This window comes from Streptomyces sp. NPDC001668 (genome assembly GCF_042893155.1).
Taxonomy (GTDB): Bacteria; Actinomycetota; Actinomycetes; order Streptomycetales; family Streptomycetaceae; genus Streptomyces.
Genome location: NZ_JBIAUQ010000005.1, coordinates 62,560 through 83,087, shown reverse-complemented (window position 1 = coordinate 83,087; position 20,528 = coordinate 62,560). Strand labels below are relative to the sequence as shown.

16 protein-coding genes are annotated in these 20,528 nt (G+C 71.1%); 7 read left to right on the top strand and 9 right to left on the bottom strand.

Going from position 1 to position 20,528, the window contains the following annotated elements:
- Positions 1-2: 2 nt before the first annotated feature.
- The 3 genes from ACFYZ8_RS17055 to ACFYZ8_RS17045 are packed head-to-tail and all read right to left on the bottom strand — an operon-like array spanning position 3 to position 3,651.
- On the bottom strand, positions 3-1,028 hold the full coding sequence (locus tag ACFYZ8_RS17055; RefSeq protein ID WP_388530714.1) for an ABC transporter permease: 1,026 nt from the start codon (positions 1,026-1,028) through the stop codon (positions 3-5).
- Positions 1,016-2,737 carry an ABC transporter substrate-binding protein gene (locus tag ACFYZ8_RS17050; protein ID WP_388530717.1) on the bottom strand — a complete coding sequence of 574 codons (1,722 nt, stop codon included), beginning with the start codon at positions 2,735-2,737 and terminating at the stop codon, positions 1,016-1,018. Before ACFYZ8_RS17050 ends, ACFYZ8_RS17055 begins: the two co-directional genes overlap by 13 nt.
- A 17-nt stretch (positions 2,738-2,754) precedes the next feature.
- A complete protein-coding gene (locus ACFYZ8_RS17045) occupies positions 2,755-3,651 on the bottom strand; it encodes a proline iminopeptidase-family hydrolase (RefSeq protein ID WP_359028414.1) in 897 nt (298 codons plus the stop codon).
- A 282-nt stretch (positions 3,652-3,933) separates the two neighbouring features.
- On the opposite strand from ACFYZ8_RS17045, the gene ACFYZ8_RS17040 reads away from it, so the two are divergent.
- Positions 3,934-4,650: an FCD domain-containing protein gene (locus ACFYZ8_RS17040; protein WP_359028415.1), complete on the top strand. Its 717-nt coding sequence runs from the start codon at positions 3,934-3,936 to the stop codon at positions 4,648-4,650.
- A 6-nt stretch (positions 4,651-4,656) separates the two neighbouring features.
- Here the strand turns inward: ACFYZ8_RS17040 and ACFYZ8_RS17035 are convergent, their stop codons facing one another.
- Together ACFYZ8_RS17035 and ACFYZ8_RS17030 are read right to left on the bottom strand one after the other, a co-directional pair.
- Complete coding sequence (locus tag ACFYZ8_RS17035; protein ID WP_359028416.1) at positions 4,657-6,132, bottom strand: L-fucose/L-arabinose isomerase family protein; 1,476 nt, start codon at positions 6,130-6,132, stop codon at positions 4,657-4,659.
- 25 nt (positions 6,133-6,157) lie between these two features.
- A complete protein-coding gene (locus ACFYZ8_RS17030; protein ID WP_359028417.1) occupies positions 6,158-7,456 on the bottom strand; it encodes an MFS transporter in 1,299 nt (432 codons plus the stop codon).
- A 242-nt stretch (positions 7,457-7,698) separates the two neighbouring features.
- On the opposite strand from ACFYZ8_RS17030, the gene ACFYZ8_RS17025 reads away from it, so the two are divergent.
- Positions 7,699-11,616 carry a glycosyl hydrolase gene (locus ACFYZ8_RS17025; RefSeq protein WP_388530721.1) on the top strand — a complete coding sequence of 1,306 codons (3,918 nt, stop codon included), beginning with the start codon at positions 7,699-7,701 and terminating at the stop codon, positions 11,614-11,616.
- Here the strand turns inward: ACFYZ8_RS17025 and ACFYZ8_RS17020 are convergent.
- On the bottom strand, positions 11,599-12,624 hold the full coding sequence (locus ACFYZ8_RS17020) for a LacI family DNA-binding transcriptional regulator (protein WP_359028419.1): 1,026 nt from the start codon (positions 12,622-12,624) through the stop codon (positions 11,599-11,601). The genes ACFYZ8_RS17025 and ACFYZ8_RS17020 overlap by 18 nt on opposite strands.
- 363 nt (positions 12,625-12,987) lie before the next feature.
- Between ACFYZ8_RS17020 and ACFYZ8_RS17015 the strand changes: the two genes are divergently transcribed.
- On the top strand, positions 12,988-13,206 hold the full coding sequence (locus ACFYZ8_RS17015) for a hypothetical protein (protein WP_359028420.1): 219 nt from the start codon (positions 12,988-12,990) through the stop codon (positions 13,204-13,206).
- Between the two features lie 65 nt (positions 13,207-13,271).
- Here ACFYZ8_RS17015 and ACFYZ8_RS17010 read toward each other — a convergent pair whose 3' ends face one another.
- Together ACFYZ8_RS17010 and ACFYZ8_RS17005 are read right to left on the bottom strand one after the other, a co-directional pair.
- Positions 13,272-13,919: an NADPH-dependent F420 reductase gene (locus tag ACFYZ8_RS17010; protein WP_388530727.1), complete on the bottom strand. Its 648-nt coding sequence runs from the start codon at positions 13,917-13,919 to the stop codon at positions 13,272-13,274.
- 56 nt (positions 13,920-13,975) lie between these two features.
- A complete protein-coding gene (locus ACFYZ8_RS17005; protein WP_388530729.1) occupies positions 13,976-14,788 on the bottom strand; it encodes an inositol monophosphatase family protein in 813 nt (270 codons plus the stop codon).
- A gap of 132 nt (positions 14,789-14,920) precedes the next feature.
- Between ACFYZ8_RS17005 and ACFYZ8_RS17000 the strand changes: the two genes are divergently transcribed.
- From ACFYZ8_RS17000 to ACFYZ8_RS16985, 4 genes are all read left to right on the top strand, one after another.
- Complete coding sequence (locus tag ACFYZ8_RS17000) at positions 14,921-15,835, top strand: LysR family transcriptional regulator (RefSeq protein WP_359028423.1); 915 nt, start codon at positions 14,921-14,923, stop codon at positions 15,833-15,835.
- A 70-nt stretch (positions 15,836-15,905) separates the two neighbouring features.
- Positions 15,906-16,694 carry a cyclase family protein gene (locus tag ACFYZ8_RS16995; protein ID WP_388530732.1) on the top strand — a complete coding sequence of 263 codons (789 nt, stop codon included), beginning with the start codon at positions 15,906-15,908 and terminating at the stop codon, positions 16,692-16,694.
- Positions 16,691-18,331 (top strand): thiamine pyrophosphate-binding protein, encoded by a 1,641-nt coding sequence (locus tag ACFYZ8_RS16990; protein ID WP_388530735.1) that lies wholly within the window; start codon positions 16,691-16,693, stop codon positions 18,329-18,331. Before ACFYZ8_RS16995 ends, ACFYZ8_RS16990 begins: the two co-directional genes overlap by 4 nt.
- Before the next feature lie 87 nt (positions 18,332-18,418).
- Entirely contained in the window at positions 18,419-19,048 is a 630-nt protein-coding gene (locus ACFYZ8_RS16985) for a DinB family protein (RefSeq protein WP_388530738.1), read from the top strand.
- On the opposite strand, the gene ACFYZ8_RS16980 is transcribed toward ACFYZ8_RS16985, so the two are convergent.
- Positions 19,027-20,472 (bottom strand): glyceraldehyde-3-phosphate dehydrogenase, encoded by a 1,446-nt coding sequence (locus ACFYZ8_RS16980; RefSeq protein WP_388530741.1) that lies wholly within the window; start codon positions 20,470-20,472, stop codon positions 19,027-19,029. The two genes, ACFYZ8_RS16985 and ACFYZ8_RS16980, sit on opposite strands and share 22 nt — an antisense overlap.
- Positions 20,473-20,528: the final 56 nt, after the last annotated feature.

Below are 20,528 nucleotides of genomic sequence, written 5' to 3'. Positions count from 1 at the left end.
GGTCACACCCCTCCGCGCAGCCGGGCGCCCGGGTCGAGGGCGTCCCGCACCCCGTCGCCGAGGACGTTGAGCGCGGCCGTGGTCAGCGCGATCAGCAGACCGGGGGCGATGGTCACGGCGGGCCGGGTGTAGAGCAGCCCGAGACCGTCCTCGATGATCGTGCCCCAACTGGCGTCGGGCGGCTGGACGCCGACGGACAGGAAGGACAGCGCCGACTCCGTGAGCATTGCCAGCGCGGTCATCAGCGGGACGAACACGATCGCGGTGGGCACCACGTTCGGCAGCACCTCCCGGCGCAGGATGCGCGAGGTGGGCGCGCCCGAGCCGACGGCCGCCTGGATGTACTCCTTGTTCCGCAGCACCAGCACCTGACCGCGCAACGGCCGTGCGATGTACGGCACATAGATCGCGGCGATGATCGTGACGGGCAGCCAGAGACTCCCCGCGTCGACACTGACCGGGCCCAGTTTCAGGCCGTTGGTGAGCAGCACCACCGAAAGGCAGATCGCCAGCAGGTACACCGGGAACGCCCAGATGACGTCCAGGACCCGGGAGATGACCGCGTCCACGACCCCGCCCGCGTACCCGGCGACGATCCCCACGGCCGTGCCGAGGACGCAGGTGAGCAGAGCCGCCGTGAACCCGATGAACAGACTCGTCCGGCCGCCGTACAACAGCCGCGCCATGACATCGCGCCCCTGGTTGTCGGCGCCGAGGAAGTAGTGCGCGGGGTCCCAGGTCGGGCCGATCGGGGTGACACCGAGGCCGAGGCCGGTGCTGCTCGGGGTGAGCACCGGCACCGTCTTCCCGTTCACGACCGTGGTGCCGGAGACATGGGACTGGAACGGATCGGTGTGGGCGATGTGGTCCGCGTACAGCGGGGCGCACAGGCTCGCCAGCACGACGAGGAGCAGGACCGCGGCCGCGGCCAGGGCGGACCTGTTGCGCAGCAGGTCGCCGGCGGCGGTCCGCCAGGGGCCCGGCGAGCGCCGGGCCCCTGCCGACGGGGCGAGGGTCACTTCACCCACAGCTGCCCGACCAGCATGTAGAACTGCTTGCTGAACCGGTAGTTGCCGACCCGCGTCGAGGTGAAGTCGATCATCTTCGGGTTGATCAGCGGGACCACCGGCGACTCGCCCATGATCTGCTGGTCTACGGCGCCCCACTGCTTGTCGGCGCTCGCCTTGTCGGTCCCCGAGGTCTTCATCGCCGCCTGCATCTTCGCGTCGACGCCCTTGTCGCAGAACCCGGAGATGTTGATGCTGGAATCGCTGCCGGGGTGGTAACTCGCGCAGGACAGCAGCACGTTGAGGAAGTCGGAGGCCGCCGGGTAGTCCTGGTACCAGGACGTCAGGGCCAGCTGCACCTTGTTCTTGGTGTTCTGGATGTAGGTGAACTGGATGTTCCCCGACAGCGGCTTGAGCGTCGCCTTGTAACCCAACTGCGTGAGCAGGCTCTGCAGGTACTGCCCGATCGACTTGTTGACGTCGTCGTCCTGCGTGACGATCCCGACCTCCTGCCCGGCCGTACCGGACTGCTTCACCAGGGCCTTCGCCTTGGCGAGGTCCGCGGCCTTCCAGGTCGTACCGCCGCCCTTGGTGTAGTCGCAGGAGTCGACGTGCCCGGGGAAGCCCGGCGGCAGGATCGTGCACGCGGGGGAGGCCAGGTTGGTGCCGCCGTACAGGCGCACCACGGCGGAGCGGTCCACGGCCCAGTTGATCGCCTGCCGGGCCAACTTGTTTTTGAAGGGCGCCATGTTGACGTTCAGCGTCGCGTACCAGAATGCCGTCAGCGGGTTCACATGGGCCTGCGAGGCGTACTTGGTGCCGATCTCGCCCAGGCGGTCGGCGGGCGGCGGGTCGTACATCCAGTCCGCCTGGCCGTTCTCGACGGCGGTCACCTCGGACTCGACCGTCTGCCCGAAGGTGTAGTCGATGACATCCGGATAGCCCTGCGGCTCCGCCTCCCGGGACCACTCCTTGAAGTGCGGGTTGCGCACCAGCTTCAGCGCCCGGTTGGGGTCGTACGACGCCGCCATGTACGGGCCGGTCGACGGCAGCGGCTTGGTCCCGGCGTCCTTCGTCGGCGAGTCCTTCGGTACGACGACGGCGTGCGGGACGGCCAGCTTGTACTCGAACTCCGGGTCGGCGGCGGTCAGGTTGACGGTGACCGTGTCGGTCTTCGCGTCACCGATCACGCCCTTGGACAGGGTGCAGGAGGCCGGCGTCTTCAGACAGGCGTCGGCGCCGACGATGCCGTTGTAGAAGGTGCCCGCGGTGGGGCTGGAGACCTTGAAGATGCGCTGGAAGGACGCCACCACGTCGTCGGTGGTCAGGGGCTTGCCGTTGGAGAAGGTGATGCCCCTGCGGAGTGTGAAGGTGTACGTCTTGCCTCCGTTGGTCACCTTCGGCATGGCGGTGGCCAGGTCGGGCACGACCGTGAACGACTCCTGCCCGTTGACCTTCTTGAAGGCGAGCAGTCCGTCGTACATCGACTGGTACAACTGCCAGTACTGGAGGGTGTAGTTGACCTGCGGGTCGAAGCTGCCCGCGGCCGCGTGGGCGACCAGCTTGAGGGTGCCGCCCTTGTGCTGGGCCTGGAAGGCGGAGGACCCGGAGGTGGAGGCGCTCGGGCCGGAGGAGGAGCCCGAGTCCGAGGAGGACGAACAGGCTGCGGCGGTGAGTGTGAGGGCGACGGTGGCGGCGGCGAGCGCGCCCCGTCTGGTGGTGCGGGACATGGCGGACAACTCCTGGATCAGTCGGTGGAGTCGAGGAACTCGCCGACGATCCGGAGGTAGAGCTCCTCCTCCTCGACGTGCGGCATGTGGCTCGAGTGCTCGAACATGTGCCAGCGCACATCGGGGATGTGGTCGGCGAAAGGGCGGACGGTCTCGGGAGTCGCCTCGTCGAAGCGCCCGGACACCAGCAGGGTCGGCACCTCGATCAGGTGCAGGCGGTCGATGACCGACCAGTCCTTGAGGGTGCCGACGACATGGAACTCGTTCGGGCCGTTCATCGTGTGGTAGACGGTCGGATCGGCCGCGATGTTGTCCCAAGTGGCCTGTACTTCGGGCGGGTTGGGAGTCAGACGGCAGACATGGCGCTCGTTGAAGACCTGTTCGGCGGCCAGGTAGTCGGGGTGGTCCGTGGTCCCGGCCGCCTCGTGGGCGCGCAGGGTGTGCTGGACCTCCTCGGGAAGTTCGGCGCGCAGTTCCGCGGCGGCCTGGAGCCACAGCTCCATGGACGCGGGGGAGTTGGCGATGACCAGCCCGCGCAGCCCTTGCGGACGCCGTACCGCGTGCTCGGCGGCCAGCATCCCGCCCCAGGACTGGCCGAGGATGTGGTAGCCGTCGGCTATGCCCAACTCCTTGAGCAGGTTGTCCAGTTCGTCGAGGAAGAGCTGGACGGTCCAGAAGTCGGCACCCTTGTCGGGCAGATGGGTGGAGGACCCGGTGCCGAGCTGGTCGTAGTGGATCACGGGACGGCCCTGTTCGGAGACGCGCGCGATGCTGAGGGTGTAGTGGTGGCCGGCGCCGGGTCCGCCGTGCAGGACCACCAGGGGTGTCCTGCCCGGTTCGCCCGTGATCCGGTACCAGGTGGAATTGCCGTTGAAGTCGACGGTTCCGGTGTGGTTCGGTTCGGGGATCGCCACGCGAGAGCCTCCCAGACCGGTCGGAACCAGCCGACCGCTGTCTGAAAATCGTTGGGATGTGACGGATGGATGAGATAGTGGGGCGGTAAAAGGTCAGTCCACAAGACCTTTTAGCTGGGGCAGGGAAAGACGTAACGGCGGGTTCACACGACTCGTGTTCGTTTACAGAAACGGCGACTTACGGGAGGGCAACTGACATCCGCACCCGGACCCGGGGACGAGTACGCACGCGTCCTCGACCGCGTCCTCCTCGGCGACGCCCCGTCATCGGCGCTGCGCCCGGTGCGCGTGGCCTCGGCGGTCGACGAGGTCTGCGACCGGCTCCTCACGGCGATCGCGGTGGGCGACTTCCTCCCGGGCGAACGGCTGCCGGCCGAGCGTGAACTCACCGGGCTGCTGCGGGTGAGCCGTCCCACCGTGCGCGAGGCGATCGCGCGTCTCCAGGCGGTCGGAGTCGTCGAGATCCGCCGGGGCCGCAACGGCGGGGCGTATGTCCGCGACAGCTGGACCGAGTCGACCGCTGCCGCGGTCCGGCACACCCTGGTGCCTCGGTGGGAGGAGTTCGAGCAGCTCTTCGACCTGCGGGGGCTGGTGGAGGGCATGGTGGCCGCGACGGCCGCCCGGCGTCGGCGTTCGGAGGACCTCGAGCCCATGCGGGACGCCTTGTCGGCCTATCTGTCCGCCCGCACCCCGCGCGACGAGCAGACGGCGGACAGCGCCTTCCACCAGGCCGTCCGTGCCGCCACGGGCAACCCGCAGATCGTCATGCTCAGCCGCGATCTGCTCGCTCGGACCAGTCTCGGCTTCCCGGTCGAGCCCTGGGGGAAGGGCGAGCGGACCCACTTCCATCAGGGCGGGGAGGACCACAAGGCGCTCTACGACGCCATCGAGGCGGGTGAGCCGGAGCGGGCCGAGGAGATCGCGCAGGAGCACTTCAAGATCAGCGCCGAGATGATCCGCGACGTCCTGGCCCGTGTCCGGGGTGTGGAGCCCTCCTGAGCCCGGTCACACCTCCCGGTGATCGATCCCCAGCAGACTCGCCGCCGCCCCGAAGTCGGCGCCGTGATGCCCCACCGCGAGCGACCAGTGGTGCCCCACCCCGGTGGCGCTCCACGCGTCCACCCACTCCCCGGGATCCCGGCCGAAGTCGACCCTGCTGGTGGTGTTGCCGATCTCCAGCAGCGGACCGGGCACGACCGTGCCCTCGGAGGTGATGAACGACAGGCTGCCGTCGGCGTCCTGACCGAGCCCGAGCAGGGTGACGGGCCCCTGCCGTACGTCGAACTCCACGCTGACGCCCCAGCCGCGCTTGCCGTGGTAGACGCCGAGGCCGCGCAGCAGCGGATCCCGGGCGCTGAGCGCGAGGTGGGCGGGCCCGTCGTGGCCCATCTCCACCACCCCGTCCTCGAAGTTGAGGGCCTGGATCTCCGTGAAGGAGCCCCCCGCGCCGACGCTCTGGGAGGCCAACTGGGCGAGACTGGTGCGCAGTTCGTACTCACCGGCCGCGGGCACACCCCGGGCCGTGAGCAGCGACGCGCCCAGGATCATGCCGGCGCCGAGCCGCTCGTGCTGCTCGCCGTCCAGGCCCCGGTGGTAGTACGCGAGGGTGTCGAGGCGGAAGTCCTCCACCAGCCGGTCGAGGGCCACCGACACGGTCGCGCCCCACGCGAAGTCCTCGTCGACCACACTGTCGTCGACGGTGAAGATCCGCCGGGCCAGCTCCACCCGCTCCCGGGTCTCCGCCTCGGTCACCTTCTCCACCCGGTGCCGCAGATCGTCGAACTCCAGCACCTCGACATGCGAGCCGAAGGTCGCCGACAGCAGCGTCGGATCGGTCTGCACGTCCAGCATCCCGGGATACACGTGCCCCATCAGTCCGTGCCGCGCGTGCCGGAGCGCGGCCCGGACGTGCGCGGCCCGCACCCACCGCTCGACGCGCCGCCACGCCGACTCCTGCCGCAGCCAGCCCGACACCGACCGGAAGGGGATACCGGCCCGGCGGAAGACGTTGCCGACCTCCGGCACCGAGCACTGCGAGCAGTACGCCAGCCAGTCGCCCGTGTCGAAGGAGGCGTGGTCCATCCGCTCGGACGGCTGGAGGTCGACGACCAGCACCGGGGTGTGGGTGCGCTGGGCGATCGGCAGCACCATCGACGAGGTCAGGTAGGTCGTCAGGAACAGCACGATCAGATCGCAGTCGGCCCGCCGGAGCCGCTCGGCGGCGGCCGCGCCCTCCTGCGCGTCGGAGACGAACCCGGCGTCCGTCACCTCGGCGTCCAACTGCCCCAGCCGCTCGGCGACATACGCGGCCGACTCCTTCAACTGGGGCAGCAGCCCCGGGAACTGCGGCCAGTACGTGCCGAGCCCGCCGGAGACCAGCCCGATCCGCGGCCGGCGACGGGGCACGGGCGGCAGCAACTCGCCCAGCGCGGCCTCCCGTTCACCGGCACGTGTCGTGGTGGATTCGGTCGTCGTCGCCATGGTCGGCGCTCCTTCGGGATTCGGGTCAGGTCTGTGCGACCTTCAGATCCGCCGGTGCGGTGGCGGCACGGGACACGCGGGGAACGAGGACGCGCACGATGTACAGGCCCGCGACGGCCGACAGCGCCATGCAGCCGGTGATCACCCAGAGCAACAGGCTGGGGCTCCGGTCGAGCAGGGCGGGCGTGACGAACGCGACGCCCGCGAAGACCCCGCGCGAGACGGCGTAGGTGATCCCCTGCGTGGTGCCCCGGGTGTCCGCGGGCAGCGTCAGCTGCGACCACACCTTGTAGTTGGCCTCGCCCGCGAAGGGATAGGACAGCTGGTAGAGGACGTAGAAGACGAGGAAGCCGACGATGGCGCCCAGGGTGAGCGTGCCGATCGCGAAGGCCGCGATCTGCACGACGGTCGCGACGTAGAACATCCGGTCGCGCCGCGGGCCGTCGGCGATCCGGACGAAGGCGAGCGTCAGCAGCAGACCGATCGGGAGACAGGCCAGGTTGATGCCGGTCGCCACGCTCTGCGAGGCACCGCTGACGGTGACCAGCAGATACGTCGTGAACTGGCCCATGGTGTTGGCGCCCAGGCCCCAGGTGACGTAGAACGCGAAGGTCGCGAGCATGGGCACCAGCGCGGCCCGGGTCCAGACGTTCCTGAGCGCGACGCCGTCCTGTTGGGCCGGTTTCTCCACCGGGACCTCGTCCTGGGCCGGATCCGGACCTGTGGCCAGTTCCAGCCGCGAGCGCAGATGCCAGGTGACCAGCGCGGCGACCGCCAGATGGCCGGTGATGAGCCGCGCCCCGACCATGCCGGTGTCCGACAGGGCGAAGCCCACGAAGACCACGACGATGATGCCCATCATCCACATGACCTGCGTGAACGCGATGAGCCGCCCGCGAGCGTGGTCGGGCGCCGCGTCCGAGACCACGGCCAGGGATGTCGGAAGGTCGGCTCCGGCCGCCAGACCGGCGAGGAGGACACCCACCAGAAGGGTGATGTCGTCGGGCGCCAGCGTGATGATGACCGCCCCGAGGGCGTAACAGAGGATGTCCAGGTTGTAGAGGCGGCGACGGCCGAACACGTCGGCGAGGCGTCCGCCGACCAGGGAGCCGACGGCGATGCAGATGGTGACGATCGCGCTGATCGCCCCGGCCATCCAGACGCCCATGTCGTAGGCGTCGCGGTAGATGGCCAGGTTGACGCCGATGCTCACGATGAGCGCGGCATCGAGGTAGGACGCCATGCCGGAGAGGGTCGCGACCTTCCACAGGCGCTTCTCGATGGGCGGTTCCGGCTGGTTCGGGGCAGGCGAGGTTCGGGCCATGATGCGGCTCCGTCTGGGGAGAGTGGGTCCGAGCGGAGGGGGGGGACGTCGCTGTTCTCGGCCGATGTCCAGCGACTATAGGAGGGTAAAAACGTTCCAACAAGACGTCATGCGGCCATCCGTGGAAACGACCTGACGGCCCCGCAGCTCTGGTGAGCACCGCGGGGGTGTCCTACGGTGAGGCTGACGTAAAACGTTTTTGATCCGTGAGAGTGTCCGGGCCGTGACCGGAAGGACCCACCGTGATCTCTCCAGCCCTGCGACAGCTGTTCGACAACCCGCCCCGGGACTTCGGCCCCACCCCGCTGTGGTGGTGGTCGGGCGCGAAGGTCACCCGTGACCGCCTGGCCTGGCAGCTGCGCCGGTTCGCGGACGGCGGCGTCCACAACCTCGTGGTGATCAACCTGGCACCGGCCGGACCGACCTTCGGCGCCCGCACCGACGACCCGGTGTGGTTCGGCGAGGAGTGGTGGGCCCGCTTCACGGACGCCTGCGAGATCGCCGGCGACCTGGGCACGCGCCTGTGGTTCTACGACCAGATCGGCTTCTCCGGCGCCAATGTCCAGGGCGGCATCACCCGTCGGCACCCCGAGGCGGCGGGCCGCGCCCTGCGCTCGCGCCGGGCGGTGGTCGCGGGCGGCACGGTCGCCCTGCAGGGCACGGAGACACTGCTGGGGGCGTACGACACCTCGGGCGCCCGCCTGCCGGTCACCGGCCCGGCAGGCATCGAGGCGCCCGACGGCACCGAGGTGCGCCTGGTGCTCGCCGTCCCCACAGCCTTCGACTATCTGAATCCCGCGGCCGTCGGTCTCCTGTTCGACGCCATCCATCACGAGTACGACCGTCGTGTGCCGGAATACCTGGGCAACGTCATCGCCGGCAGCTTCCAGGACGAGCTGCCCGCCACCAACTCCTGGACCGGCCGCTTCCCCGAGGAGTTCCGGGCCCGACGCGGCTACGACCTCCTCGACCACCTCCCCGCCCTCTTCACGGGGGACGACTCCGACCGGGCCCGGCGGATCCGCGCCGACTACTACGCCGTCCGTGCCGAACTCACCGAGGAGGCCCTGTTCCGCCCCCTCGCCGCCTGGCACGAGGAGCGCGGCCTGCTCCTGGGCTGCGACCAGAGCCACCCGGCCCGCTCCGGCTTCCCGGCCCAGTCGACGCAGCTCTACACGGACTACTTCCGCACCCACCGCTGGTACAGCGCCGCCGGCAGTGACCACCACGGCGACGCCAAGGTCCACTCCTCCATGGCCCACCTCTACGGCCACGAGCGCGTGTGGATCGAGTCGTTCCACTCCTCCGGCTGGGGCGGCACCCTGGAGGAGACCTACGACTGGCTGCTGCCGTTCCTGCGCAGCGGCGCCAACCTCTACAACCCGCACGCCAGTTACTTCGGCACCGCGGGCGGCTGGTTCGAGTGGGCGCCGCCGTCCACGGACTGGCGCCAGCCCTACTGGCGGCAGTACCCGGCCTTCTCCCGGGCCGTCGCCCGGATCTGCTCGATCCTGTCGTGGGGCACCTACAGCGCCGACGTCGCGGTCCTGCACCCCACCGCCACCATGCAGTCCCTCATCCCGCTGGACGCCCCCGTCCAGCACTTCGGCGACGGCCGCCTCGGCGAGGCCCACGCCGACGCCGACGAGACCCAGCGCCACTACCTGGAGCTGTGCGGCACCAACAACTGGCTCGAGCCCGCGGTCGGCGCCCTCGACCGGCACCGCGTCTCCTTCGACGTCATCGACGACGCCTCGGTCCAGGGCGCCAAGGCGGGCGACGGGGCCCTGCGCATCCGGGACCTGGCGTACACCGCGGTCCTGCTGCCCTCGGCGAGTGTCCTGGAGCACGAGACGGCCCGCCGACTGGTGGACCTCCTCGACGCCGGAGGCCGGGTCGTGGTCGTCGGCCGCCCACCCGCGCGGGCGGCCGGGCTCGCCGGTGACGACTCGGCCGTGGCCGCGCTGCTGGACCATCCCCGCCTGGAGCGGGTGACCGACGCCGAGGCTGCTGCGGCAGCGGTCGCCGACGACGCCGGGTACGCGACGGGGGAGGTGCCGCTGCTCGTCCGCAGGAAGGGCGACACGGCGGTCGCGCTCGTCACGGGCGCGTTCCCCGACGCACGGCGGCACCCCCCGAGGGGCCGCCACGAGATCGACCCCGCGCGCTACGCCCGCACCTCCTCCGTCACCGTGCGGGCATCAGTCGCCGAGGCCGAGATCTGGAACCCGGCGACCGGCACCGGCCGCCCCGGACGCGTCACCGTCACCGACGGCGTCTCGACCATCGACGTGCCGCTGGAGGGCGCCCCCGCCGCCCTCGTCGTATGGCGCGAAGGCCCTACGGCGGACGACGCCGCGCCCCCGTCCCGCACCGAACCGACGGAGTCGATCGACCTGTCGACGGGCTGGGAGGGCCGCCTCGTTCCCACCCTGGACAACACCTGGGGCGACCTGGCCCTGCCCGCCGGAGCGTCCGTCGCCGAACCGCAGATCTGGACCATGCGATGGAGCGAGACCGAGGACTCCTGGGGACAGGCGCGGGCGACGTACGGCAACCGCGTCCGCGTTCTGCCGCCCGTGCCCTCCGCGCAGGCACCGGCGCCCCTGGACCCTGCCGCCGTTGAGCAAGTCCTCTCCGGCGAGAAGGAGTTGGCCTCGGCGGACTGGGGAGTCTCGCTGTACTCGTCGAGCCGTGGCATCCCGGACCCGGACGGGCTGCTCGGCAACAAGGGCCTGGTTCCGGAGGAGTTCGTGCGCGTGCCGGTGCCCGTGAACGGGACCGTCGCCCGCGTCAGGGCCGTGGTGGAGACCGGCCACCGGGGCCCCGCCGACCTGCACATCGGCGCGGCGGCGGTCAAACGCGTGTGGTGGAACGGCAGTCGGGTCGAGACGGGACGCGGCTATCTGGCGTCCGCCCGGGTCGAGGTCGAACAGGCCCGCAACGTGCTGGAGTACGAGCTGTCCGAAGCCCAGGACCGGCCACAGACCATCTCGGCCGCCGCCGACACCCCGTTGGGCAGCTACTTCTGCCTCTCGCGCCCGGACGCGTTCGCACCCCGCCCGCTGTTCATGCGCCTGCCCGACGGTGTACGCCCCGACGGCGGCGTGACCTACCGCGGCCGGATCAGCGCCCAGGGCGCGGCGGTCCTCGTGGTGGGCGCCGCGGTGGGCGTGACCGTGCTGCTCGACGGAGCCGTGGTGGCACGGCAGGAGAAGGCGGAGTACTACGAGTCCGACTGGGGCGCCGTACCGATGTTCTTCCGCCACGAACTGACGCTGGGCGGAGGCGATCACGTCCTCGACGTCGTGGCCGACAGCGTCGACGCACGGGACGGGATCTATGTCGACCTCGTGGCGGACACCACCGCCCTGGTCAGCGGCCCGGGTTGGCAGGCCCGGACCGGCGACTGGCGAGGGGTTACGGTCGAACACGAGGGCCGGTGGGGGGAGTTGCAGCACTGTGCCGCAGCGGTACGGCCGCACCCGCTGCCCGGCGCCGAGTGGCTGGCCGGCGCCCCGGTGCTCGGCTCCGCCGTACTGCCGCTGCGGTCCACCGACGCACTCCGGGAGGCCGAACAGCGCTTCCGGTTCACCGTACCGGCGGGGACCGTCTCGCTCGACCTGCCACTGGAGCTTCCCGCCCGGGTGAGGATCGACGGCGGTCCCGAACTGAACGCAACCGGGGGCTGGTTGACCTTGGACGAGCCGCTCGGCGAGGCGGCCGAGTGCGAGGTCGTCACCGCCCCCACGGCCGTTCTGCGCGGCGGCTCCGCCTGGCGGGGACCGGTACGGGTGCGCACGGTACCGGCGCCCCTGCCGCTGGGCGAGTGGGGTGAGCTGGGGCTGGCCGGCTGGAGCGGGGGTGTGACCTACGCGCGGACGCTGCGGGTGCCGGCCGGTGCTGACCCGGTGCTGGATCTGGGGCGGGTGCGCGGCAGCGTGGAGGTGTGCGTCGACGGTGAGCTCGTCGGGGAGGCGTTCTGTGCGCCGTACCGCTTCGAACTGCGCGGCAGCGCCGGGCGGACCGTCCGTCTCGAGGTGACCGTCCGCAACACCCTGGCCCCGTATCTCGCCGAGGCCACGCCGACCGCCTGGGCCTTCCCGTCCCAGCTTCCGTCGGGACTGCTGGGTCCTGTGCGGCTAGAAAGGCGGGTCTGAGGAAGCCCGCGTGGAGTCGCGCAGGACCAGTTCCGGTGCGAACACCCTTGCCTCGTGGGCGTGTTCGGCACGGGCCTCCACTTCGTCGAGGAGCATCTCGACGGCTGCCCGGCCGAGTTCCTCGACCGGCTGGCGGACCGTCGTCAGGGTGGTGCCCGCGAAGCTCGCGATGTCCAGGTCGCCGTACCCGACCACCTGCACGTCCTCGGGAATCTTCACCCCGCGCTCGCCGAGCGCCCGGCACAGCCCCGCCGCGAGGAAGTCGTTGGTGCAGAACACCCCGTCGGGCAACTCGTCGAGACTGTGGGCGGTCTCGCTGCCGTACGCCACCGTCATCTCCTCGGCGACGACCTGGCCGAGGCGTGCCTCGCGCCGGGTGCGCACAGCCTGGCGGGCGCCCTGGTAGCGGTCGGCGCACTGACGGATCGTGCGCTCGCCGTTCACCACCAATATGTCGCGCGCCCCGCGGTCCAGGAGGTGCTGCACGGCGATACGGCCGCCTGCGATGTCGTCGACGGAGACCGAACAGCCCTCCTGGGCGGGCATCGCGCGGTCCGCGAGGACCAGGGGGATACCGCGCTCACGCAGCCGCGACAGCCGGGTGGGGTCGGCGCTGAGCGGGACCACCACCGCGCCGACGGCCCGCTGTTCGACCAGCATGGTGAAGTAGCCCTGCTCCCGCTCCGGGTCGTCACCGCTGTCGCACAGCACGACGGAGTAGCCGTGTTCGTACGCCGCGTCGGCGGCGCCGCGCGCGATGCGCGAGTAGAACGAGTTGGCCACGTCCGGCAGCACCAGGCCGATCGACGACGAGTGGCCGGTGCGCAGACCGGCGGCTCCCGGATGGGGGACGTAGTCGAGGGCGGCGACCGCGTCGCGGACCCGCTCGGCGGTACGGGCGTTGACCCGCTCGGGCCGGTTCAGGACGTTCGACACCGTGGAGACCGAGACCCCGGCGGCGGCCGCGACGTCCTGGATACGGGCGGGGCGAACCGAAATGGCGTCCACCCCCTCGCCGTTCGCACATGAGCGACGCAAGTCTACCCCGGCTGTGGTTGAAACGTTTTCCGCAAGCGGTCGAGCAGCCCTGAGGTTCAGCGATGTCGACCCAGGCCGAACCGCATCGAAAAACCGGGGAACCTGCACACCGTTCACCGCTCGGGCACGCGGAAACCGAAGGGTGGGCATCGCCGCACGGGGGGCGGGCTTTTTGGTGGTGGAGTGTCCGTGTTCGGCACCGCACCGCGAGGAGGGGTCGGGCGCCGCGGCGGCACATCCTGTGAAGGAGCACCGTGGGGCGCCTCCGGCCGGGTGGCCGTGTCCATGCCCGGCGTGCTTCCATCCGGTGTCCCCCCTCCTCGAGGATTGCTCATGCGAAAGGAACCGCGCGCCATGAACGTCACCCCCCACATCGAGGCCGCCGAGCTCAACGACGCCGACCTGGACACCGTTTCCGGTGGTGTCGCCGCCGCGACCGCCGCCGGCCTGCACCTCCAGGTCGCGCACCTCGAGGTCTGCGCCGACGCCGGCATCGGCGTCTCCGCCGAGGGTGTCGCGCTCGGTGTCAACGCCCACGTCGGCGTGAACTGACCGAAGATCTGCCACGGGCCCCGGATCCGACGACGATCCGGGGCCCGTCGTGTTCCTCGACGGCGTCAGCGGGCGAGCGAGACGGCGAAGGGCTGCAATCCGTGCCGGCGCAGGATGTGGGGGACCAGCAGGATCATGGCCTCGGTGGCGCGGGCCGTGGTGATGTCGCCGAGGTCCTCGATCCGGTCGGGCTGCCAGCCCAGGTCGCCGAGCAGACCGGTGACCGTCTTCTTCGCCTGCTCGTCGTTGCCCGAGAGGTAGACGGTCGGTGGGGTGGTCAGGGTTTCGGGGGCGGTCATGACCGTGAACAGCATGGTGTTGAGGGTCTTGACCACCCGGGTGCCGGGCAGGGCGGCCTGGAGATGCTCGGCGAGGCTGCTGCCGGGGTAGCAGAGGTCCCCGGGCAGGCCGTCACCGGCGTCGTGGGTGGCGTTGGAGACGTCGACGAGGATCTTGCCGGCGAGTTCGGCGCGCAGGCCGGTGAGGCGGTCCAGGGCGCTGTCGCCGGGCGTCGCGTTGATCACGATGTCCGCGGTGCGGGCCGTGGTGCGCTGATCGGCGACGGTGACGCGGGGGTGGACGCCCTCGGCGGGCGCCACGACCTCGTTCACCTCGCTCCGGCGGCCGAGGACGACGTGATGTCCGCCCGCGGCGAGCTTCTGGGCGAGGTTGCGGCCGACGCGGCCCGCGCCCAGGATGCCGATGCTGGTCATGAGGTGATGCTCCTTGGGGTGTCGGGCGGGAGGAACGAGGGCGGTCCGGCTCGCGGTCAGACGATCGACGCGAGGACATCGAGGGCGGCCGCGTGGACACCGGGAGCGGCGGCCAGGAAGTCCCGGCTGCCCGTGGTCCAGGGCTCGCCCGCCAGGTCGGTGACGACGCCCCCGGCCTCGGCGACCAGCAGGGCACCGGCCACCAGGCCGGAGCGGACGTCGGAGAACTGCCAGAACGCGTCCATCCGTCCGGCGGCGACGTGGATGAGCTGCATCGTGGCGGGAACGGACACCCGGACCACAAGTCCGTCGGTGAGCAGTGCGGCGACCGACTCGCCGATCCGCCGGAAGGTGTCCTTGTCCTCACCGGGCTTGGCCTGCCCGGTGCCGACGAGCGCGGCGCCCAGGTCGGTCTTCGCGGACACCGTCAGGGGCCGGCCGTCGAGGTGGGCGCCACCATCGGCCACGGCGGTGTAGGTGTCGCCGGCCAGCGGCAGGTGCACCACGGTGAGCACCGGACGGTTGTCGCGGACCAGGGTGGCGGTGACGGCCCAGTCGGGCATGCCGTGGACGTGGTTGATGTTGCCCTCGGCGGGGTCGACGACCCACCACTCCCCGGCCGGGAGCGCGCCGCCGGCCAGCTCGTCCTCGGCCCACTGGGACCCGGGCCGGGCCCGCAGCAGCGGCTCCCGAAGCACCTCCAGCACCGCCTCGTCGTTGGCGTCGATCTCCTCGACGATCCCGCTCAGGCTCACTCCCCGGGCGTGCGGGGTGTACCGCTCGCGCAGGATGACGCCGGCGGCCTCGACGGCGGCGGTCACGTCGGACAGCAGGGTGGTGCCGGCGGCGAAAGGCATGGCTGTGCTCATGGCGGACTCCTCAAGGGATGCGGCAGGGGATTCGGTCGACCGCGGAGCGGCTGGTCCCGTACCCGTGCTTCGAAGGTAGGCCCGCTCACCATTAACAACAAGTGCATGCTATTCACTCGTAGAGTTACTCCCATGCAACTGGATCTGAACCTGCTCACCGCCCTGGACGCACTGCTGGAAGAGGGCAGCGTCACCGGCGCCGCGGAACGCCTCCATGTCACCGCACCGGCCATGAGCCGCAGCCTGGGGCGCATCCGCAAGGCCACCGGCGACCAGATCCTGGTCCGCACCGGCAGGACGATGGTCCCCACGCCCCGCGCGCTGGCCATCCGCACGCAGGTCCACACCCTCGTGCAGCAGGCCCACGAACTGCTCTCCGCGCGGCAGGAGTTGGACCTTTCGACCTTGGAGCGGGTGTTCACCGTGCGCTGGCACGACGCCCTGACCGCCGCCTGCGGTACGGCCCTGATCGCCGCCGTCCATCGCCAGGCCCCCGGCGTCCAAGTGCGGCTGCCCGCCGAACCCGGCACGGACAGCCCCGAGTTGCGCAGGGGCGAGGTCGACCTGGAATCCAGCTCCAGTACGCCGAAGCCTCCGGACATCCGGCACCGCCTCGTCGGCAGGGACCGTTTGGTCGTCACCGTCCGCCCCGGCCACCCGCTCACCGAAGGCCCTCTGGACATCGAGCGGTACGCGGCCGCCGAACACGTCACCGTCTCGCGGCGCGGACGCCTGAGCGATCCCGTCGACGACGCCCTGACCCGGCATGGCCGCCGACGGCGCGTCGTGGCCTCCACGCCCGCTGCCGGGATCGCGCTGCAACTCGCCCATGGCAGCGACCTGGTGGCCACCCTGCCGGACGCGGTCACCCGCGCGGCCCGCGAGCGACTCGGCCTGATCACCCTCCCGCTGCCGCTCCCGATGCCGGCGGTCCCGCTGTACCTGCTGTGGCACCAGCGCCACGACACCGACCGCGCCCACACCTGGCTGCTCGACCTGGCCACCGAGACAATCCAGGACCTGTTCGCGGCACCGGCCGACTCCTGACCGGCGAAGCGGGTCGCGGCGGGGCGGCCGGTGACATGCTGGCAGTCCCGGAGCGTTTCAGGAGGCCCTCATGCTCGAGCAGCCGTCCCTTCTCGCCGCGCTGGTGTCGGCCCTGCGGACCGGTTCGATCCAGGTCGTCGATCTCACCTCGCCCTTGTCGTCGTCCACCCCGGTGATCCAACTGCCGCCGCAGTTCGGCCAGACGGCGATCTTCGAGCTGGAGGAGATCAGCCGGTACGACGACCGCGGCCCGGCCTGGTACTGGAACAACTTCCGCACCGGAGAGCACACCGGCACCCACTTCGACGCCCCGAACCACTGGGTGACCGGAAAGGACCTCGCCGACGTGGCGTCGGTCCCGCCGCAGCGGCTGATCGCCCCCGCCGCCGTACTGGACTTCACCGCCGAGGCGGCCAAGGACCCCGACTTCCTCGTGGAGGTGGCGCACGTCAAGGACTGGGAGGAACGCAACGGGCCGCTGCCGGAGGGCGGTTGGCTCTTCCTGCGCACCGGCTGGGACGCCCGCTCGCACTCCCAGGAGACCTTCCTGAACGCCGACGGGAACGGCCCCCACACTCCGGGCCTGTCCCCGGAGTGCGCCCGCTGGGTGGCCGAGGAGGCCCCGGTGATCGGCCTCGGGGTGGAGACGGTCGGCACGGACGCCGGGCGCGGGCACTCCTTCGACCCCGCCTTCCCCTGCCACTCGTACCTGATGGGCTCCGACAAGTACGGTCTCACCCAGCTCCAGAACCTCGCCGCACTGCCCGCGACCGGCAGCGTGGTCATCGCGGGACCGCTGCCCATCGTCGCGGGCTCCGGCTCGCCCGCGCGCGTACTGGCGCTGGTGGAGCGGTCATGAAGGTCGCGGAGGCCGTCGGACGGGCCCTGTACGCGGCCGGGGTCGAGCAGGTCTTCGGCGTCGTCGGATCCGGGAACTTCCACCTGACCAACGCCCTGGTCGCGGCCGGCGCCCGTTTCGTCGCCGCGCGCCACGAGGGCGGTGCGGCGACGATGGCCGACGCGTACGCGCGTGTGAGCGGCACGGTGGCCGCCGTCAGCGTCCACCAGGGGCCCGGCCTGACCAACGCGTTGACGGGGATCGCCGAGGCCGCCAAGAGCCGTACCCCGCTCGTGGTGCTCGCGGCCGAGGTCACCCGGCCGACCTCCAACTTCTACGTCGACCAGGACGCGCTGGGCACGGCGGTGGGCGCGGTGCCCCTGCGGATCACCGCGGCCGAGGACGCCGTGGAACAGGCGTGTGAGGCGGTGCGGCGGGCCCTGCACGAGCGGCGCACGGTGCTCCTCAACCTCCCTCTGGAAGTACAGGTGTTGGACGCCCCCGACGGCTCCCTCGCCCAGGCGGCACCCCCGCCACCGCGACCGGCGGTCGAACCGGCCGCGTCCGAAGTGGCGTCCCTGGCGCAGGTGTTGGAGCAGGCCCGGCGCCCCGTCTTCGTGGCAGGGCGCGGCTCACGCTCACCCGCCGCCCGGGACGCCCTCGAAGCCCTCGCCGAGCGGTGCGGCGCCCTGCTGGCGACCTCGGCCGTGGCGCGCGGACTGTTCCACGGCAACCCCTGGTCGCTCGACGTCTCCGGAGGCTTCGCGTCGCCCCTGGCGGCCGAACTCATCGGCGGTGCCGACCTGATCGTCGGCTGGGGCTGCGCCCTCAACATGTGGACCATGCGGCACGGCGCCCTCATCGGCCCCGACACGACCGTGGCGCAGGTCGACGACGATCCCTCGGCACTCGGCGCGCACCGGGAGTTGCGGCTCGGCGTCACCGGCGACGTCGAACTCACCGCGCGGCACGTCCTGTCGGCTTTCGGCGGGCGCCGACAGGGCCTGCGCACCCCCGACATCGCCGAGGCCGTCGCCGCGCGCGTGCGCTGGCGTGACGTGCCGTACGAGGACACGAGCACCCGCGACCGGATCGACCCCCGCACCCTCAGCATCGCGCTCGACGACATCCTCCCCGCCCAGCGGGTGATCGGCGTCGACTCCGGCAACTTCATGGGCCACCCGAGCATGTTCCTGTCGGTGCCCGACCAGGACGGCTTCTGCTTCACCCAGGCCTACCAGTCGATCGGTCTCGGCCTCGCCACCGCGATCGGCGCGGCCCTGGCCCGTCCGGACCGGCTGCCGGTGGCCGCGCTCGGCGACGGCGGTGCGCTGATGGGCGCCGCCGACCTCGACACCGTACGGCGGCTCGGGCTCCCCATGGTCGTCGTCGTGTACAACGACGACGCCTACGGGGCGGAGGTGCACCACTTCGGCCCCGGCGGACACCCGCTCGACACGGTCGAGTTCCCGGCGACCGACATCGCGGCCGTCGCGCGCGGTTACGGCTTCGAGGCGGTGACCGTGCACACGCGGACGGACCTGAAGGCCGTGGAGGACTGGGTCGCCGGCCCGCGCTCCGCGCCGCTGCTGATCGACGCCAAGGTGGTGCGGGACCGCGGGGCGTGGTGGCTGGAGGAGGCGTTCCGCGGGCACTAGGGCGGCGGCGAGGGCAAGGGAAAAGCAGGAGCGGGAGGCCCTCGCGGTGTGCCAGCCTGGCGGACTGGACGACCCAGGGGAGCACCGATGACGCCAGGACCTCGCCTCACCCCGCTGCTGGACCAGTTCGACTGGTCCTGCGAGCGTCTGGCCGGCCGGCTCGCCGGGCCGGTCATGGACAGCGGCGACGGCTCACGGACCCCGGTCGGGGCGATGACCGACGACGAGTACCTCTGGGAACCGGTGCCGGGCTGCTGGTCGGTCCGGCGGCGTACGGACGGACCCGGGACGAGGGCGACCTTCCTGGCCGGGGCCGGCGAGTGGGGCCGGGATGCCGCGCCCCACCCGCATCCCGTGCCGCCGCCGTTCACGACCCTCGCGTGGCGCCTGAGCCATCTCAGCGAGATGCTCCTCCTGCGCGCCGACCACACGACGGGCACCCACCGCCTCACCCGCGACGACTACCGCGTCAGCGGCACCGCCGCCGACGCGATCGCCGCCTTCCACGCGGCCGCCGACGCCTGGCGCGCGGCACTGCGCGACACCGCCGACAGCGATCTCGACACCGTCGGCCGCTGCACCTACCCGCACGGGAGCGACCCCGACGAGCCCTTCCTGGACATCGTGTGGTGGGTCAACCAGGAAGTCCTGCACCACGGGGCCGAGATCGCCCTCCTGCGCGACCTGTACCGGGATCAGACCGCGGGCGCCGGATAGGTCGGGTACTCCACCCCGGTCACGTGCTGTACGACCCGGACCACCTGGCAGGAGTAGCCGAACTCGTTGTCGTACCAGAGGTAGAGGATCGCGTTGTCCCCGTCGACCTTGGTCGCGCCGGCGTCGACGATCGAGGAGTGGCGCGAGCCGATGAAGTCGCTGGAGACCGCGTCGGGGGCCGTGGTGAAGTCGATCTGGCGCTTGAGCGGGGAGGTCAGCGAGACGTCCCGCAGGTGGTCGAGGACCTCCTCGCGGGTGGTCTCACGGCCCAGGCGCAGGCTCAGGATCGCGATGGACACGTCCGGCACCGGCACCCGGATCGAGCTGCCGGTGATGGGCGCCTTGAGGTCGGGCAGCGCCTTGGCGACCGCGGAGGCGGCGCCCGTCTCCGTGATGACCATGTTGAGCGGCGCCGAACGGCCCCGGCGGTCGGCCTTGTGGTAATTGTCCAGCAGGTTCTGGTCGTTGGTGAACGAGTGGACGGTCTCCACGTGGCCGCGCAGCACGCCGTACTCGTCGGCCATCGCCTTCAGCGGCGGCACGATCGCGTTCGTGGTGCAGGACGCGCAGGACAGGATCTGCTCGTCCGGCTTGATGGTGTCGTGGTTGACGCCGTGCACGATGTTGGGGACGTCGCCCTTGCCCGGCGCGGTCAGCACGACCTTGTCGATGCCGGGGCGCAGATGCTGCGAGAGGCCCTCGCGGTCACGCCACTTGCCGGTGTTGTCGATGAGGATGGCGTTCTTGATGCCGTACGCCGTGTAGTCGACCTCGGAGGGGTCGTTCGCGTAGATCACCTTGATGGTGTTGCCGTTGGCGACGATCGCGCTCTCGGCCTCGTCGACGGTGATCGTGCCCTGGAACTGGCCGTGGATGGAGTCCCGGCGCAGCAGCGAGGCCCGCTTCACGATGTCCTGCTCGCCGCCCCCGCGGACCACGATCGCGCGCAGCCGCAGACCGTTGCCGGAGCCCGCCTTCTCGATCAGCAGCCGGGCCACCAGGCGGCCGATGCGGCCGAAGCCGTAGAGGACCACGTCCCGCGGCTCACGGCGGTCGATCTTGTTGCCGCCCGTCGCGCCGGCCACGGCCTCGGCGGTGAACTCGGCCACCGACAGGCCACGGTCGTCGCCCTTGTAGATCTCGGCGAGCCGGCCGATGTCGATCTGCGAGGGGCCGAGGTCCAGCGTGGTGAGGGCCTGGACGAAGGGCAGGGTGTCGGTGACGGAGAGTTCCTCGCCGGCGATCTGCCGGGCGAACCGGTGGGTCTTGAGGATGCTGACCACCGACTTGTTCACCAGGGAACGGCTGTGGAGGAGAACCGTTACATCACGCTCCCGGTGCAGCCTCCCGATCATCGGGATCATCGATTCCGCGATCTCCTCGCGGTTCTTCCAGTCGGTGAACGAGTCGTCCTTGACAGTCACAGAATTCTCTTTCGAGCTAGGCGGCGCTCATATGCTAACCCCCTGATGTTTTGATC

Excerpts from the sequence above, each read along its gene's own strand:
- ACFYZ8_RS17050 (WP_388530717.1), bottom strand. The coding sequence starts at position 2,737 with ATGTCCCGCACCACCAGACGGGGCGCGCTCGCCGCCGCCACCGTCGCC.
- ACFYZ8_RS17035 (WP_359028416.1), bottom strand. The coding sequence starts at position 6,132 with ATGGCGACGACGACCGAATCCACCACGACACGTGCCGGTGAACGGGAG.
- ACFYZ8_RS17030 (WP_359028417.1), bottom strand. The coding sequence starts at position 7,456 with ATGGCCCGAACCTCGCCTGCCCCGAACCAGCCGGAACCGCCCATCGAG.
- ACFYZ8_RS17015 (WP_359028420.1), top strand. The coding sequence starts at position 12,988 with ATGCGAAAGGAACCGCGCGCCATGAACGTCACCCCCCACATCGAGGCC.
- ACFYZ8_RS17010 (WP_388530727.1), bottom strand. The coding sequence starts at position 13,919 with ATGACCAGCATCGGCATCCTGGGCGCGGGCCGCGTCGGCCGCAACCTC.
- ACFYZ8_RS17005 (WP_388530729.1), bottom strand. The coding sequence starts at position 14,788 with ATGAGCACAGCCATGCCTTTCGCCGCCGGCACCACCCTGCTGTCCGAC.
- ACFYZ8_RS17000 (WP_359028423.1), top strand. The coding sequence starts at position 14,921 with ATGCAACTGGATCTGAACCTGCTCACCGCCCTGGACGCACTGCTGGAA.
- ACFYZ8_RS16995 (WP_388530732.1), top strand. The coding sequence starts at position 15,906 with ATGCTCGAGCAGCCGTCCCTTCTCGCCGCGCTGGTGTCGGCCCTGCGG.
- ACFYZ8_RS16990 (WP_388530735.1), top strand. The coding sequence starts at position 16,691 with ATGAAGGTCGCGGAGGCCGTCGGACGGGCCCTGTACGCGGCCGGGGTC.
- ACFYZ8_RS16985 (WP_388530738.1), top strand. The coding sequence starts at position 18,419 with ATGACGCCAGGACCTCGCCTCACCCCGCTGCTGGACCAGTTCGACTGG.